Origin of the sequence: Fibrobacter sp. UWB13 (genome assembly GCF_900177805.1) — a bacterium.
Lineage (GTDB): Bacteria > Fibrobacterota > Fibrobacteria > Fibrobacterales > Fibrobacteraceae > Fibrobacter.
The window spans coordinates 770407-784875 of record NZ_FXAX01000001.1 but is presented as its reverse complement, the minus strand read 5'-3'; the positions used below and the strand labels follow the sequence as shown (position 1 = coordinate 784875).

Sequence of the window (14469 nt, the reverse complement as noted above, 5' to 3'; positions counted from 1 at the left end):
AATGGTTTTCTCTTCCCAGATTTTTCTTTTCTATTTCTTGCCGACATTTTTGGTTGGCTACTTTGTTCTCTTCAAGCTCGGGGCTAAGCATTCGTTCCTGAACTTGTTCATTACCATCTTCAGTTACGTTTTTTACGGCTGGCTCGAACCATGGCTCGTGTTCCTCATGTTTGGCTGTACGCTCGTGGTGTACGTGGCGGGGCGGTTTATCTCGGCTCCTAACGCAAGCAAGTTCCAGCGAAATTTTGCGCTTGGCACGGCGATTGCGGTAAACCTCGGTGCGCTTGGGTTCTTCAAGTATTACATGTTCGGCATGGGAATCGTGAACGATTTTGCGACTATGCTCGGCTGTGAACCGTTCTCTATTATGACGGTTCTTTTGCCGGTGGGCATTTCGTTCTACTCGTTCCAGTCGATGAGTTACGCGATTGACGTGTGGCGTGGTACGGCACCTCCGGTCAAGAACTTTGCGACATTCGCATGCTATGTGGCGCTTTTCCCGCAGCTTGTGGCGGGTCCGATTGTGCGTTACAATACGGTTGCCGAAGAACTTGAAACACGCACGCATACGCTTGAAAACTTTGTGCGCGGTATTTTGTTCTTCTGCTTTGGCTTTGCCGAAAAAATCTTCCTTGCAAACCAGGTGGGCATTATCGCTGACCGCGTTTTTGCGGCCGATGCTCCGGGCGTCATCAACAGCTGGTGGGGCTCGCTTGCCTACATGTTCCAGATTTACTTTGACTTCTCGGCGTATTCTAATATGGCGATTGGTCTTGGACTTATGCTCGGGTTCCATTTCCCGCGCAACTTTAACGGTCCGTACCGCTCTGTTAGCATTACGGACTTCTGGAAGCGCTGGCACATTTCCCTCACGAGCTGGTTCCGCGATTACCTGTACATCCCGTTGGGTGGCAACCGCGTGCCAACGGGGCGCATGTACTTCAACCTTTTCCTCGTGATGTTCGTGAGTGGCGTTTGGCATGGTGCGAACTGGACGTTTGTCTGCTGGGGCCTTTACCACGCCTTCTTCATGATTGTCGAACGTGCAAACAACAAGAACGCTTGGTACTACAAGGCTCCTCGCGTGGTGCAAATCCTTCTGACCCAGGTGATAGTGCTCTTTGGCTGGGTGCTGTTCCGTGCGGATTCTATTGGCGATGCCGTCCGCATGTGGAAGAATATGCTTGGGCTTGGCGCAACGGCTGCTTCCGACGTGATTTTGTCTGCTGAAATTTTCACGCCGACGTGCATTGTGTTCATGTTGCTGGCGGGGCTGCTTTCGTTCTGGAAGTTCCGCAGTTACGACTGGTGTATTGACGTTTCGTTCAAAAAGTCGCTCATTGCACTTGGTTTATTTATTTTGGCAACGCTTGCGCTCTTTACCCAGAGCTACAACCCGTTCCTTTATTTCCAATTCTAGTTATGAAAATAAAAAAAGTCTTTCTCTTGCTTTCTATGGCGGCTGGGGTTGCCTTTGCAGACCCGATTCCCGCTGAAGCGTTGACTCAGGGCGGTCTCCAGATGCGTGACCGACAGCTTCAGGATATTGGACTTGTGATGCGCGGTGGGCGTGGGGGCTATATTGATATTGGCTATACCTATACGCCTTCGTCTGAACAGTTGCAGCTCAAAAGCAAGTACGGTGTCCACGACGGTTTTGCCTTTAGACATCATTACGGTATTTTCGGGAGCTGGGTGCTGGACTCGATTTCGCATTTGGGTTTCTTGACTTGGTATGAACGCGCCGGTTGGGATTCTCAGGACTTTTTCTTCTTCCCGCATTATGGCGATTTTGCCCATATTTCGTCTGTGCTCACGTGGGGCTTTTCTTACACGAATACGAAACTTGACGCTACCGTTGCTTTGGGCTTACAGCACCAGAATCTTGAAAAAGCGGGGTGGCGGGCTTATCCGGACGAAAGCGATTCGTTGTTGTTCTACTGGGGACACGCTCGTTATAAGAATGTGAGCTTCCAGGGAAGTTTCTATAGCAATACGTTTCAGACGCTTCGATTCTCTTTGGATTTGGAATCGCGAGAACTTTATGGTGGCGCTAAAAGCGGGTACAAGACTTATTTGCCGAATTTGAGTGCTACAGTTTATCGCCGTAAGGATAATGATGACGATAAAAACTTTGTCCGTTTGAACTGGGAACAGAATCTTTACAAACAAACTGTTTATGCCGATGTGTCTTATGACTTCCCGAAGGGTGGATTCCATTCGGCAACGTTGAAGTATTTCCCGGATCCTTCGCGTTTGATGGGCTTTGAGGCTTCTTGCTTGCGCCGTAATGAAATTGGCGGTTCCAGGGAATTGCTCTGGGGTGGAGCCATTGACTTCTTTATTCTTCGCTTGGCTTATAATTCTGCCTTTGATTACGACAACATGTTCCGTGCGAAGGGAACGTTCATTGCCGAATTCCATATTGATTTGGGCGCTTTCGAAGGCAAGTTCTTTGGTCGTGGGGCGGCGAAGGCGGCTCCGATGGAAACGTCGAATAAAACCTTTGATTTGAATAAATTTATGAAGGTTCGTGCTGAACAGCAAAATTTGGGTAATACGAAGGTTGATGCTCAGGGCAATAAGGTAATTGAGGCTAAGGGAATTCGCTACGAAAAAGTTGATGGTTCTGCAACTCAGGGAGGTAACTAATGAAATACTTGCGTTTGTTCCTTTGTCTGGTAGTGTTTTCTCTGACGGCTTGCATGAGCCACGTGTTTATTGATACGACGACGAGACTCCAGGTCGAAAACAAGACGGATGTCACGATTTTGGGGGTCGATATTATTTCTGAAGACGGAACGTCTGTGCAGCCGTGGATTCGCGATGCGATTGAACCGGGCGAAAAGAGCAAGGTCGTTGAAGAGGACTGGGTCGGAACGTTCCGCGTGAGAGTGCGGTGGGGCGGTTTTGTTTACGTGAAAGACGGCAAGTGTGAAACTCGCTTGTTGAAGAATGGCGATTCCGGTAATGTTGTGAATCCCGCTAAGGAAACTAAATCTGTAGTAAAAGAAATTAATGTTACAGAGATTACTGAATGCACCATTATTAGAAAAGAAAATAATTCTTATATAGAACTTGATTTCGAAGGCGGCAGTCAGTACCTCATAGTCTCGCAAGACGAAAACGGGTATGTGGCGTTTAAGTTGAAATAAGTAATTAGTTGTTGGTCAGTAGTTTTTGGTTTAAAGTTTGGCGGCGTTGCCGCGATTATAAACAACTATTGACTAATGACTATAGACTAGAGACTGATAATAATTATTAAATTTTTGCTACAGTGCAGATAACTAAGTTAAAGATTTTTGGTTTTAAATCCTTCGCGCAGAGGACGGAAATTAACTTCCCGACGAAGGGTCTTACGGCGGTCGTGGGGCCGAACGGCTGTGGCAAGTCCAATATTACGGACGCCATCCGCTGGGTGCTTGGCGAACAGAAAGCCGCCGCTTTGCGTATGGGTAAAATGCAAGACGTTATCTTTAGCGGTACCGAAGAACGTGCTGCCATGAGTCTTGCCGAAGTTTCTATCGTCATCGATAATAGCGATGGGACGCTTGCTTCTGATTATTCCGAAGTCATCGTGACCCGCCGTGTGCACCGCGATGGTTCGGGCGAATACCTCATCAATAACCAGGAATGCCGTTTGCGTGATGTTCACGCCTTGCTCTTTGACTCGGGTCTTGGTTCCAGTACGTATTCGCAGATGAACGCCGACATGATCAAGGCGGTTCTTTCGGACAAGGCGGATGATCGCCGAGTGCTCTTTGAAGAAGCCGCAGGTGTGAGCAAGTATAAACAGCAGCGCAAGGAAACGCGCCGCCAGCTGGAACGCGTGCAGATGGATATGGAACGCGTCGAAGATAACTTGCGCAGTGTGCGCCGTTCTGTCCGTCTTTATGAAACTCAGGCCGAAAAGGTCAATGCTTACAAGAAATTAAATACGCGCCTCCGCGAACTTGATTTGTCTGTCAGCTTGGACAAGTTTGAGGACTACAAGGAAGGTCTCGCTACGCTTGATTCTACGACCAAGCGCATGAACCACGAAGTGGAATCTTCCAAGACGCAGGCGACGGAATTGCAGGCTAAGATTGAAGAAAAGAAGCTTGCAATTAGCGAAGACGAAAATACTTACCGCGATTTGGAACGCAATGTCCAGGCGGCAACGATTGCCTTAAACGACCTGAACAACAACATCATGCGTTTGCGCGATTCCATGGCCGCCCTAGAATCTTCGAACGAAAAGGCTCAGGGCGAAATCGAACGCAGTGAACAGAAATCGCAGGAACTCTCCGAAGAAAAAGCTCGCCTTGAAGAAGAAATTGCCGTTCTCGGTAGTGAAAACGACATGGACGAGCTGAATGCTCTTTTGGAACGCGAGCGCGAAACGCTCCAGGTCATGCGCGACAAGGTCGATGACTTGCGTACGCAGTCCCGTGAACTTTCAAATGCTCGTTTGCAGGCCACAAACCGCGTGAACTCCCTCCGCGGGCGCTTCGAACGCATGGATGCCGAAGTCAACATGCTTCAGTCAAACATTGCGAAGTGGCAGACTGAAATTGAAGGCCTTGACAAGCAAAAGTCCGATGCCGAAGCAAACATCGCCGAAATCCAGGCGGGCATTGAAGACACGAATCGCGAAATTGAAAATCTTGAAGAACAGCGCGCCACGCGTGAAGAACGTTTGGAATCTGAACGTGCCGAACTCTCCGAAGCGCAACAGAAATTGCAGGGCTTGAAGAACGAAGAAGCCCGCTTGCAGTCTCGAATTGACGTGCTCCAGAGCGTGATGAACGAAGGCTCGGATGCCAACCGTTACCTCAAGGAAAATAAGGCGAACCTCATTGGCGGTCTTGTTTCGGAACGCATCGAGGCAACGCCTGAATACGCATCGAGTGTCGAAGCCGCTCTCGGTGAAATTCTGGATTCTGTTGTCGTGAATGGTGACAGTGCCGTGAACGAAATTGTGGATGCGCTCAAGAGCGAAAACGTGGGCAAGGTGCTCATGTCGCTTGTTTCGAGTGCAGCCCCTGCTTACGACAAGCCGGTGAACAATCCGGGCGTTGTCGGTTCGCTCAAGGATTTTGTCAAGACGGATGACGAAGTTTCTCCGTGGCTCTCGGGAATCCTTTCTCGCTATTTTGTTGTAGATTCTTTGCAGACCGCACTCAACTTGGCGAAGGAATACCGTGGCGAAAACTTGAATTTTGTCACCGCCGATACGATTGTGCGTACAAGCGGTCTTGTGTCGTTTGGCGTTTCGACGTCGGGAGCGCTCTCCCGCAAGAACGAAATTGCTGATGCCGAAGCGCTTTTGGAGAAGGTGCTTGGCGATATTTCTGCTAGCGAAGAAAACGTAGACCGTTTGCGTGAATTGACTGAAGAAGACGCTCAAATGCTCTCGTCCTTGGTCGATGAAATCCGCGAAAAGCGCGATTCTCTGCGTGGTGGCGATGCTTCTATCCGCATTCACCGGAATACGGTTGAAAACTGCACCCGTCGTTTGAACCAGTTGAATGGTGAAGTGACGAATGCGCAGAACAGAATTGATGCGGCGGCGCAGTCCAAGAACAGCGATGCGGAACTTGCCGAAGCCGAAACCGAAGTCGAAAAGGTCGAAGAACGCTACCAGACGATTTCGGACCAGCTCGGTGAAAACGAGACGATGCTTCGCGAAAAAGAAGAAGATGTCCGTGAACTTGAACGAAGCGCGCAAGACAAGACTTCTCGCTTAAAGCAGAACCAGAACCGCGTGGTCGCTATTGCCGACCAGATGGAATTCTTGGACAATACGATTCGCAACCGCCGTGACGAAATCGAAAAGAATACAGTTTCTATTGAAAAGTTTGAGACGGATTGCAACAAGCTCTCCGACGAAGCGCAAGTGAAAGATAACGCGCTCCGCGAACTTGAACGCAACCGAGACCTCGCTCGTGAACGCTACGACCTCGTGAGCGGCGACCTTGAAGGATGGCGCGACGAAGTCAACCGCCTCCGCGATGACATGATTGAAAAGATGAAGGAACTGAATGACGTCGGCCGTCGTCAGGAATCCCTCCAGAATAATCTCGACCGCCTCCGCGAACGCATTACGAACGAATGGACTGTAGATTTGGACAATCCCGAGAACGTTGAACGCGTGGAATATACGCAGCCAGAAGCGGATCGTGAAATCCGTGAACTTCGCGGCAAGATCAAAGAGCTGGGCCCGATCAACGTCAATGTGATGGAAGATTACGAAGATGAAAAGAAGCGCCTCGAAGAAGTCGAAAAACAGTTCGACGACCTTGATCGCGCCCGTGCATCGCTCGACCGCACTATCACAAAGCTTGACGACATTGCCCGCCAGCGCTACCTGGATACGTTTGCACGCATCCAGAAGAACTTCCAGTTCGTGTTCAGTAAGCTGTTCCTCAATGGCGAAACGAAGATGAACCTCGTGGAACGTGTGGACGAAATGGGCAAGCCGATGGACATTCTCGATGCCGACATCGAAATCAACGTCCGCCCGACCGGTAAGAAAATGCGCGGTATCAAGGCGCTTTCCGGTGGTGAACACGCGCTTACGGCAACGGCGCTTTTGTTCGCTATTTACATGGAAAAGCCATCTCCGTACTGCGTGCTGGACGAAGTCGACGGTCCGCTTGATGACGCTAACGTCGGTCGCTTTATGGCGCTCCTCCGTGAATTCAGTAAGCAGACCTTGTTCATCGTCGTGACGCATAACAAGCGTACCATGGCCGAAGCCGATATGCTCTACGGCGTGACGCAGGAAATCAAGGGTATTTCCCGCATCGCCAGCGTTCAGCTTGCTGACGCTACGAAGTTTGCTATATAGACCGCTCGGCTCTATTGTCGTTTTTTTGTCATCCATGATTCTCTCGTCTTTCGTCTCTCGTCTGCCTTCTCTGAAAGGTTTCGCTTTTGCGGCGGCGTCCGCCATTTGCTACGGCACGAATCCGCTGGGTGCGTTGCATCTCTATGCGCAAGGCTATTCGACAGAAACAGTCCTTTTTTATCGTTTCTTTACGGGGGCGATTCTCCTTTTTGCAATTATGCTGTTGCAAAAAATGAGCTTCAAAATCAATGCTCGTGAATGCAAAATTCTCGTGGCATTCGGCTTCTTTTTTGCAATTAGTTCCCTAATGTATTATGCCTCGTTCAAGTACATGGATGCAGGGCTTGCCTCAACGCTCCTTTTCTTGTATCCACTTGAAGTGGCGGTTATCATGTCGCTATTTTTCAAAGAAAAAATGAAAAAGAGCGTGATAGCGTCTATCGCAGTTTCGATGGTGGGGGTCTCGCTTTTGTACAACGGTGATAAAGGCTTTTCTGTAAGTTCCATCGGCTGGCTATTGGTCTTTATTTCCTCGTTTACTTACGCCATTTACATCGTGATGGCGAATCGTGTGAACCTACAGATGGGCTCCGTGAAGATGACTTTTTACGCCATCTGTTTTTGCTTGTGCTTTCTGTTGCTTTATTCCGTGACGCTTGGCTCTGGATTCCCACCGGTTTTTACGCAGGCAAGTTCGTGGGGCTGGGGCTTTATGCTTGGCCTCGTGCCGACGGTGCTTTCGCTTATCTTCATGGTCAAGGCTGTGAAAATCATCGGCTCCACACCCACGGCAATTCTCGGGGCGCTTGAACCCGTGACCGCCGTGACCATTGGCGTGACTGTATTCGGCGAAACGCTAACGACTCGCATTATTGCGGGTATCGCCTTGATTCTCGGTTCTACCATGCTGGTGGCTGTGAAAAAGTAGAATAGTCGCACCGTAGGTGCCAAACTAAAATCTACTGACTAATGACTATTGACTAGTGACCAATTACAAACAACTAAGTTCTATATAATACATTTTGACTTTTTTTTGCGTAGTTTCTTGCGTCCACGCCCGTTTTTCATTCATTTTTGCACTCGCTTTTCTGTAATCATTTTATAGTTTTATTTACATGAAAAATTTAGTCCAAACTCTTTTGCTTTCTTCGGTGGCGGCGTTGTTCGCATCGTGCAATAGCTCAACATCTGGTCCGGAATCAATTTCGGAACCGATAAGTTACACTCCGGATGGCAAATGTACGATTGATATGTTAAAGTACAAAACTCAGGAACAGTTGGACTCGTTGCGTACTTTTTGTGATACCATTTTTGTTCATAGTGTCTTGAATGTTTATAAGGACACTGTTTACGACGATACTTTGATTACAGGCAATGAAAAGTACACCAGCTTTATTTATTTTGATCGTTATACGGAAAAATACGATACACTTACTAAGCAAAGTGCTGCAAAAAGTGGGACTTCAGGCCCATGCGGTAGAGTTCCTGTTTATTGCAATCTTGATTCCTCTGATACGCAAAAGACGTTTAGTTGCGAAATTTCCAGTGTGTGTTATATGTATAATCAGACAGATAATCTTGCAACGAGTTCTGCCGAGGTTGCTGTCGTTCGTTTAGATCCTGTATTAATAACGAATGAGCCACTGTGTTCTCAACCGGGGTATCGCTGTGTGCGTGATACTGTTTTCCATGATGTTCTTCATAAAACATATCGAACAATTGCTCGTGACACAACTTTCTTGAATTATGGTCCAAGAGCTTGGACGGATTATGTTCCTGCCATCAATGCGCCAGCATTTGATACGGCTACATTCCGCAATGCGCTAGATTCGCTCGACACGCAAAAGCCAATCTTTGGAATAGATACTTTGTTCTCGGCATATACCGTTACAGTGGAGGGCTTGCCGGACTGGGCTTCGAATACTACAAAGTGCACAACGAAGGAAGATTCTTTACGTGTCTGTATTTATAAAGATATTCTTCGTCCAATATCAATGCTTACGACTTATCCCACGTTATACAACAAAAAGCCATTCTATCTTTGGAATAATCTTGAAGCGTCTTTAGAAAAAGATACTTTGATTACTTGGAAATTGAAATACAGTTATTATAATGGACATTCTTTTAAAGGAAATAGTGGCTCCCTGGAAATAACTACGCTCTTTAAGGGAATTTAGACTTTGGTCATTGGTTAATAGTCAATGGTTTTATAACCGCGCCATTGGCGCCAAACTTAAATCTACTGACTAAAGACTAATGACTAATAACTAAATTGTTATATTAGCAGCATGCTAAGTACATGTTCAATTTGCAAAAAGGAATTTAATGACAAGGTGGGGATGTCCCCGATGGAAAGTAACCTTGCCATCCGTTATCGCAATAAAATCGGCAATATCTGCCCCGATTGTCAGGCCGAAATCCGCAAGACTAAGCAGGGAAGGTGGCGGCTTTTCTTCTGGAATATGAAAGTCGCTCTTTATTGCTTGCGATTCCTTGCGCTTTTTGTGCTCCCGTTTATTGCACTAGTTGTTGTTCTTGCGCTTTACGTGCTGTAGCTTCTGTATACTTATGTAACAAAATCCCGCGGAAATCTCAATTTTTGCGGGCGTTTTTGTATATATTATTTTAAAAGTTTTTCTATCGCAATGTATTATCCCCGCTTGACGGGCATCATGAGGTCTCATGCTTCTAGAAAAAATCAAGTCCCCAGCCGACGTGAAAGCGTTGGACATCAAGAGTCTCGAACAGCTTGCCGCCGAAATGCGCACAGCACTCCTTAAAAAGCTTTCTAAGCGTGGCGGTCACGTGGCACCTAACCTCGGCTTTGTCGAAGGGACGATTGCGCTCCACTACGTTTTCGATTCTCCAAAGGACAAGATTGTTTACGACGTGAGCCATCAGAGCTACAGCCACAAAATGCTCACGGGCCGCGCCCAGGCGTTCTTGGAAGAATCGCATTACGGCGATGTGACGGGCTATAGCGAACCGACCGAAAGCGAACACGATTTTTTTATGGTGGGGCATACCTCTACGTCGGTGAGCCTTGCGCTTGGCCTTGCGACTGCTCGCGATGTGCTGCGTGAATCGGGCAATGTGATTGCTGTAATTGGTGACGGTTCCTTGAGCGGTGGCGAAGCGTTTGAAGGCCTTGACAATGCAGGCGAATACGCTACGAATTTTATCGTTGTGGTGAACGATAACGAAATGTCCATTGCCGAAAACCACGGCGGGCTTTACAAGTCCTTGGCGAATCTCCGCGCGACTGCAGGCAAGTCTGAAAACAATTACTTCAAGTCTCTTGGCTTTGATTACAAGTACCTTGAACAAGGTAACGATATCGCTTCGCTCATTGAAATTTTCAAGTCCGTGAAAAATTCGACGCGCCCGGTCGTGGTGCATCTGCATACGCAAAAAGGCCGTGGCTATTCCTATGCCGAACAAAACCGCGAAGGCTGGCATTGGGCGGCTCCGTTCAACATCGAAACGGGCGAAATCAATTGGGGCAGTGGCGAAAATTACGGTGAAATTCTCGGCCTTTATCTGATGGCAAAAATCAAGAGTGACCCGAAGGTTGTCGTGATACATTCCGCAGTTCCGGCGGGAATCGGCTTCCATACGGCTCGCCGTAAGGAGGCTGGCAAGCAGTACATAGATGTGGGTATCGCTGAAGAACATGCGGTGGCTCTTGCATCTGGGCTTGCAAAGGGCGGGGCAAAGCCGATTTACAGTACCCATGGCACGTTTATCCAACGCACCTACGACCAGCTTTCGCAGGACTTGTGCGTGAACAATAATCCCGCTACGATTCTCGTGACAATGTCGGGTGCAGATGGTATGAACGATACGACGCACCTCTGCATTTTCGATATCCCGATGCTTAGCAATATTCCGAACTTAGTTTATCTTTGCCCGACATGCGTCGAAGAATTCAAGACGATGGCGGACTGGGCGATTGACCAGACGGAACATCCGGTGGCAATCCGCATTCCGAATGCCGTGCACCATAGGAGTGATATTTTCGAGAAGGATTACTCCAGACTCAACAAGTTTAAGGTCGTGCATCGTGGCGAGCGCGTAGCTTTGATTGGTCTTGGCGATTTCTACCAGCGTGCCGCAGCTGTGGCGCTTGAACTGCGTCGCGAAGGTATTGATGCAACGCTTGTGAACCCGCGTTATGCAAGCGGTGTGGATAAGGATTTGCTTTTGGAACTTGCAAAGACTCACGATGTGTTTGTCACGCTCGAAAATGGCGTGGTTGAGGGCGGTTTTGGTCAGAAGGTGGCTGCAGCTCTTGGCGAATCAAAGGCGAAAGTGCTTGTGCGTGGGCTTTACAAGGAATTCTACGACAAGGTGAGCTTTGCGGATCTCTGTGAGAAAAATCACTTGAATCCGTCGCAGGTCGCAAAAGACGTGATGCAACTCCTATCGTAATGACCGAGCGTCGCTAATTTTAGTATTATGTAGCTCATGAAAAAAGTTAAAATAATCGTCATGATTATTCCGCTGGTGCTTTTCTTTATTGCATCGGCGGTTTATGTGTATTTTGCGAATGCCGAAGCGATGCACGATGTGATATTGGATAGTACGTCCAAGATTGATGTGGATCCCGATATTATTGAAAAGTCCCTGTCTAAAGTGCAGGTGGACATGGAACTCGGCGAGCCTTTTAAAGTTTACCCGATTGAAACGAGCCCCGATAGCGAGGAAGTTTTCCGCTCGACGTTGATTGAGTATCCATTTGGGAGTTCTCCGCGTGCAGATTCGCAGAATAACGTGAGCTTGCGTGGTATCATCTTGTACGTGCATGGCTACAACGATTACTTCTTCCAGAAGGAACTAGCCGAAAAGGCGGATTCTGCGGGCTTTGCATTCTTTGCGATTGATTTGCACTATTGCGGACGTTCGTATGTGGATGGCGAACCGCGTGGTGACATGCGTAATATCAAGGAATTTTACGCTGAACTGGATGTCGCTGTAGAACTCAGCAAAAAAATTGCCGTGGACGATTACGAAGAGGCGGAACGCGTTCCGTTTGTGATTGTGGCGCATTCCCAGGGTGGCTTGATTTCGTCACTTTACGTGAATGACCGTAGTGATGAACATTTTGCGGCACTTGTGCTCAACAGCCCGTTCTTGGATATGAACTTTAATTGGTTCCTGCGTAAAATTGGGCTCCCTATTATTGCGGACTTGTCCATATTCTTGCCGGATTTTTCTGTCGGTTCTACGGGAAATCCCAACTATGCCTACTCCCTTTTGAAACATGAAAAGGGTGAATGGGAATACAACGAAAATTTAAAAAGTGAATCTCGCCCGGAACAATTTTTGGGTTGGCTCCGTGCCATTATGAATGGTCAAAAGCGTGTTCACTCCAAGCTTGATATTAAGTCTCCGGTGCTTGTGATGCATGGCGATTGCTCTGAAGATGGCGATGAATGGACGGACGATTACATGCATTGTGATGGGGTGCTGAACGTGGATCACATCCAGGAATGGGCTCCGAATTTGGGCGAAAAGGTAACGACGCGTACAATTCCCGATGGCTTGCACGACTTGTTCCTCTCTCGCAAGGATGTTCGCGATAAGGCTTACCAAGAAGCGTTTGGTTTTATCGATTCCCATGTAAAGAAAGATTAAATGCTATCTCATTCTGAATCCCAAAGAATATTACGTCATTCTGACCCCCAAAGGGGTGAAGAATTCAGCGCATATTTTATTTGATCTTAAAAAAACAGTTATCTTTTACTTTGTATTTTCAAGGAGTACGTAAATGAATAAATTTTTGGCTATTTCTTTCTGTGCCATGTTACTTACGACGGCTTGCAATTCTTCTGAAGAACCGAAGCCGCAGGCTGTTGCTAAAAAGGTCGAGGCTGTCCAGCCGGCCGCAGCTGTTGTTGAACAGAAAGTAGCTCCGATTACGACTGTGGATTGGCAAAAGGCTTTTGAAATGCATAAGGCTGGTGCTGTCCTTATTGACGTGCGTACCCCGGCCGAAGTGGCAAAGGGCATGGCTGCTCCAACTGCAATTAATATTCCGCTTCAGGAAATGCCGCAGCGCTTGAGCGAATTCCCGAAGGACAAGGATTTGCTGATTTACTGCCGCAGTGGCAAACGCAGCATGGCCGCTTCCAAGTTCCTCGTTGAAAACGGTTACACCCGTGTGTTCAACGTCGAAGGTGGCATCCTCGCTCTCCCGCCGCAGAACTAAGTGCTAACGTCATCCTGAAACCCAGTCATCCAGACTCGTCATCCTGAAACCCGTAAGGGTTGATATAGAATTGTTGGTGATTTATTACCTTACAATTCTTAGGTTCGAAGGAGCAGGATCCAGTGAAATTTAAATGGCTGTAATGACTCCAGAAATCACAAACTTCATGCAGTTTGCCTTAGAGCAAGCTTTCTTTGCGATTGGCGAGAGCCGCCCAAATCCGGCGGTCGGTGCCGTAGTCGTCAAAGATGGAATTGTCGTGGGGAAGGGGCGCACGCAGCGTCCTGGGAGCGCTCACGCCGAAGTCATGGCATTACGCGATGCGGGTGAACTCGCTCGCGGAGCCTCTATTTTTGTGACTCTGGAACCTTGTTGCCATTACGGTCGCACGCCGCCTTGCACCAAGGCGATTATTGAAGCGGGAATTCAGAAAGTCTATTTTGCACATTCCGACCCGAATCCCGTTGTGCATGGGAAATCTCGCAAGATTCTTGAAGAGGCGGGTGTTGAAGTTCACGAGGGCGTGGACGCTTGCATTCTCGCTTGCGTCGAGGATTGCTCGAACGGTGAATCTTGTACGGAATGCCGCGTCTTTGAGTTTACGAGCTCGTTGCCGTTGGATAAAGCTTCTCGTGAAGCCGAAGGTCGAGCGGTCTTTGCCGAAGTCGAACGCTATTTTGAAGCGTATGATTATTTTGTACGCACCAAGCGCACCTTTGTGGAAGTCAAGTCTGCTGTTTCTCAGGATGGCTTTATGGGCTGCGTGGATAAGGCGGGGAACCATTTGCCGCTAGCAATTACAAAGCAAGGCGCAAACTGTTGGAATCATGAACTCCGTGCGATGAGTGATGCTGTTCTTGTTGGTGCGGGCACGCTCCTTGCCGATAACCCGGGCCTTGACGTGCGTTATGCCGCAGGCAACAATCCTGTGAAAATCGTCTGGGCGGGGCATCACGAATTTACTGCTGATGAAATTTCGCGTTTGAAAATTTTCAGTGCTAGTGATGCAAAGCCTATCGTGTTTTCGTGCGTGGCGCAACCGAAATTGCTGAATGTTGCGGAATGCGTTGTACTCCTAAATGATTCCTTTGCTGAAAATTGGCGTGCGATGGTTGACGATTTGTCTGCTCGTGGAATGCACCGATTGATGGTGGAACCGGGTGCACGCCTTGCCCGCGAACTGTTCAACGGCGAATCTCTCTGGAACCGCCTCGATCTTTGGCGCTCCACCGATTCTTCTGTCGATATATCCCTTGAAAATCTCATCGAGTCTGGCGTCGTCAAGGCTGGCCTCGAATACCCTGAATTGCCTGCCAACATCGTCGCCAAAGAATCCGCTGTCATCGGCCCCGATGTCTTGACGGTGTATTATCCGGGGTAGGCGAAAACTAATCCGCCTTTTCCCCTAGTAACTAGTAACTAATAA

11 protein-coding genes are annotated in these 14469 nt (G+C 48.2%); all 11 read left to right on the top strand.

Translation table 11 applies throughout. From position 1 onward, the window contains the following. Window position 1: 1 nt before the first annotated feature. The 11 genes from B9Y77_RS03315 to ribD all read left to right on the top strand — a co-directional run bounded on the left by B9Y77_RS03315 (window position 2) and on the right by ribD (window position 14424). On the top strand, window positions 2-1420 hold the full coding sequence (locus tag B9Y77_RS03315) for an MBOAT family O-acyltransferase (protein ID WP_085490462.1): 1419 nt from the start codon (window positions 2-4) through the stop codon (window positions 1418-1420). Window positions 1421-1422: 2 nt separating this feature from the next. Further along, complete coding sequence (locus B9Y77_RS03310; protein WP_085490461.1) at window positions 1423-2652, top strand: hypothetical protein; 1230 nt, start codon at window positions 1423-1425, stop codon at window positions 2650-2652. Next, on the top strand, window positions 2652-3155 hold the full coding sequence (locus B9Y77_RS03305) for a hypothetical protein (RefSeq protein WP_085490460.1): 504 nt from the start codon (window positions 2652-2654) through the stop codon (window positions 3153-3155). The genes B9Y77_RS03310 and B9Y77_RS03305 overlap by 1 nt, the downstream gene beginning before the upstream one ends. 122 nt (window positions 3156-3277) lie before the next feature. Further along, entirely contained in the window at window positions 3278-6832 is a 3555-nt protein-coding gene (smc, locus tag B9Y77_RS03300) for a chromosome segregation protein SMC (protein ID WP_085490459.1), read from the top strand. A gap of 34 nt (window positions 6833-6866) precedes the next feature. Next, a complete protein-coding gene (locus tag B9Y77_RS03295; protein ID WP_085490458.1) occupies window positions 6867-7760 on the top strand; it encodes a DMT family transporter in 894 nt (297 codons plus the stop codon). 187 nt (window positions 7761-7947) lie between these two features. Further along, window positions 7948-9009 (top strand): hypothetical protein, encoded by a 1062-nt coding sequence (locus B9Y77_RS03290; protein WP_085490457.1) that lies wholly within the window; start codon window positions 7948-7950, stop codon window positions 9007-9009. A 111-nt stretch (window positions 9010-9120) separates the two neighbouring features. Then, window positions 9121-9387, top strand: a complete 267-nt coding sequence (locus B9Y77_RS03285) for a hypothetical protein (protein WP_139829249.1) — start codon at window positions 9121-9123, stop codon at window positions 9385-9387. A gap of 127 nt (window positions 9388-9514) precedes the next feature. Then, window positions 9515-11263, top strand: a complete 1749-nt coding sequence (locus B9Y77_RS03280) for a 1-deoxy-D-xylulose-5-phosphate synthase (protein ID WP_085490455.1) — start codon at window positions 9515-9517, stop codon at window positions 11261-11263. A 36-nt stretch (window positions 11264-11299) separates the two neighbouring features. Continuing rightward, window positions 11300-12469 carry an alpha/beta hydrolase gene (locus B9Y77_RS03275; RefSeq protein ID WP_254899901.1) on the top strand — a complete coding sequence of 390 codons (1170 nt, stop codon included), beginning with the start codon at window positions 11300-11302 and terminating at the stop codon, window positions 12467-12469. A 133-nt stretch (window positions 12470-12602) separates the two neighbouring features. Continuing rightward, the gene (locus B9Y77_RS16170) at window positions 12603-13043 is read left to right on the top strand and encodes a rhodanese-like domain-containing protein (RefSeq protein WP_085490454.1); all 441 of its coding nucleotides are present in this window, start codon (window positions 12603-12605) and stop codon (window positions 13041-13043) included. A gap of 142 nt (window positions 13044-13185) precedes the next feature. Next, window positions 13186-14424, top strand: a complete 1239-nt coding sequence (gene ribD / locus B9Y77_RS03265; protein WP_085491429.1) for a bifunctional diaminohydroxyphosphoribosylaminopyrimidine deaminase/5-amino-6-(5-phosphoribosylamino)uracil reductase RibD — start codon at window positions 13186-13188, stop codon at window positions 14422-14424. The last annotated feature ends 45 nt before the right edge of the window (window positions 14425-14469 follow it).

Coding starts and splice junctions, on each gene's coding strand:
- B9Y77_RS03280 (WP_085490455.1), top strand. CDS start 9,515: ATGCTTCTAGAAAAAATCAAGTCCCCAGCCGACGTGAAAGCGTTGGAC.
- B9Y77_RS03310 (WP_085490461.1), top strand. CDS start 1,423: ATGAAAATAAAAAAAGTCTTTCTCTTGCTTTCTATGGCGGCTGGGGTT.
- B9Y77_RS16170 (WP_085490454.1), top strand. CDS start 12,603: ATGAATAAATTTTTGGCTATTTCTTTCTGTGCCATGTTACTTACGACG.
- ribD (WP_085491429.1), top strand. CDS start 13,186: ATGACTCCAGAAATCACAAACTTCATGCAGTTTGCCTTAGAGCAAGCT.
- B9Y77_RS03275 (WP_254899901.1), top strand. CDS start 11,300: ATGAAAAAAGTTAAAATAATCGTCATGATTATTCCGCTGGTGCTTTTC.
- B9Y77_RS03290 (WP_085490457.1), top strand. CDS start 7,948: ATGAAAAATTTAGTCCAAACTCTTTTGCTTTCTTCGGTGGCGGCGTTG.
- B9Y77_RS03315 (WP_085490462.1), top strand. CDS start 2: ATGGTTTTCTCTTCCCAGATTTTTCTTTTCTATTTCTTGCCGACATTT.
- B9Y77_RS03305 (WP_085490460.1), top strand. CDS start 2,652: ATGAAATACTTGCGTTTGTTCCTTTGTCTGGTAGTGTTTTCTCTGACG.
- B9Y77_RS03295 (WP_085490458.1), top strand. CDS start 6,867: ATGATTCTCTCGTCTTTCGTCTCTCGTCTGCCTTCTCTGAAAGGTTTC.
- B9Y77_RS03285 (WP_139829249.1), top strand. CDS start 9,121: ATGCTAAGTACATGTTCAATTTGCAAAAAGGAATTTAATGACAAGGTG.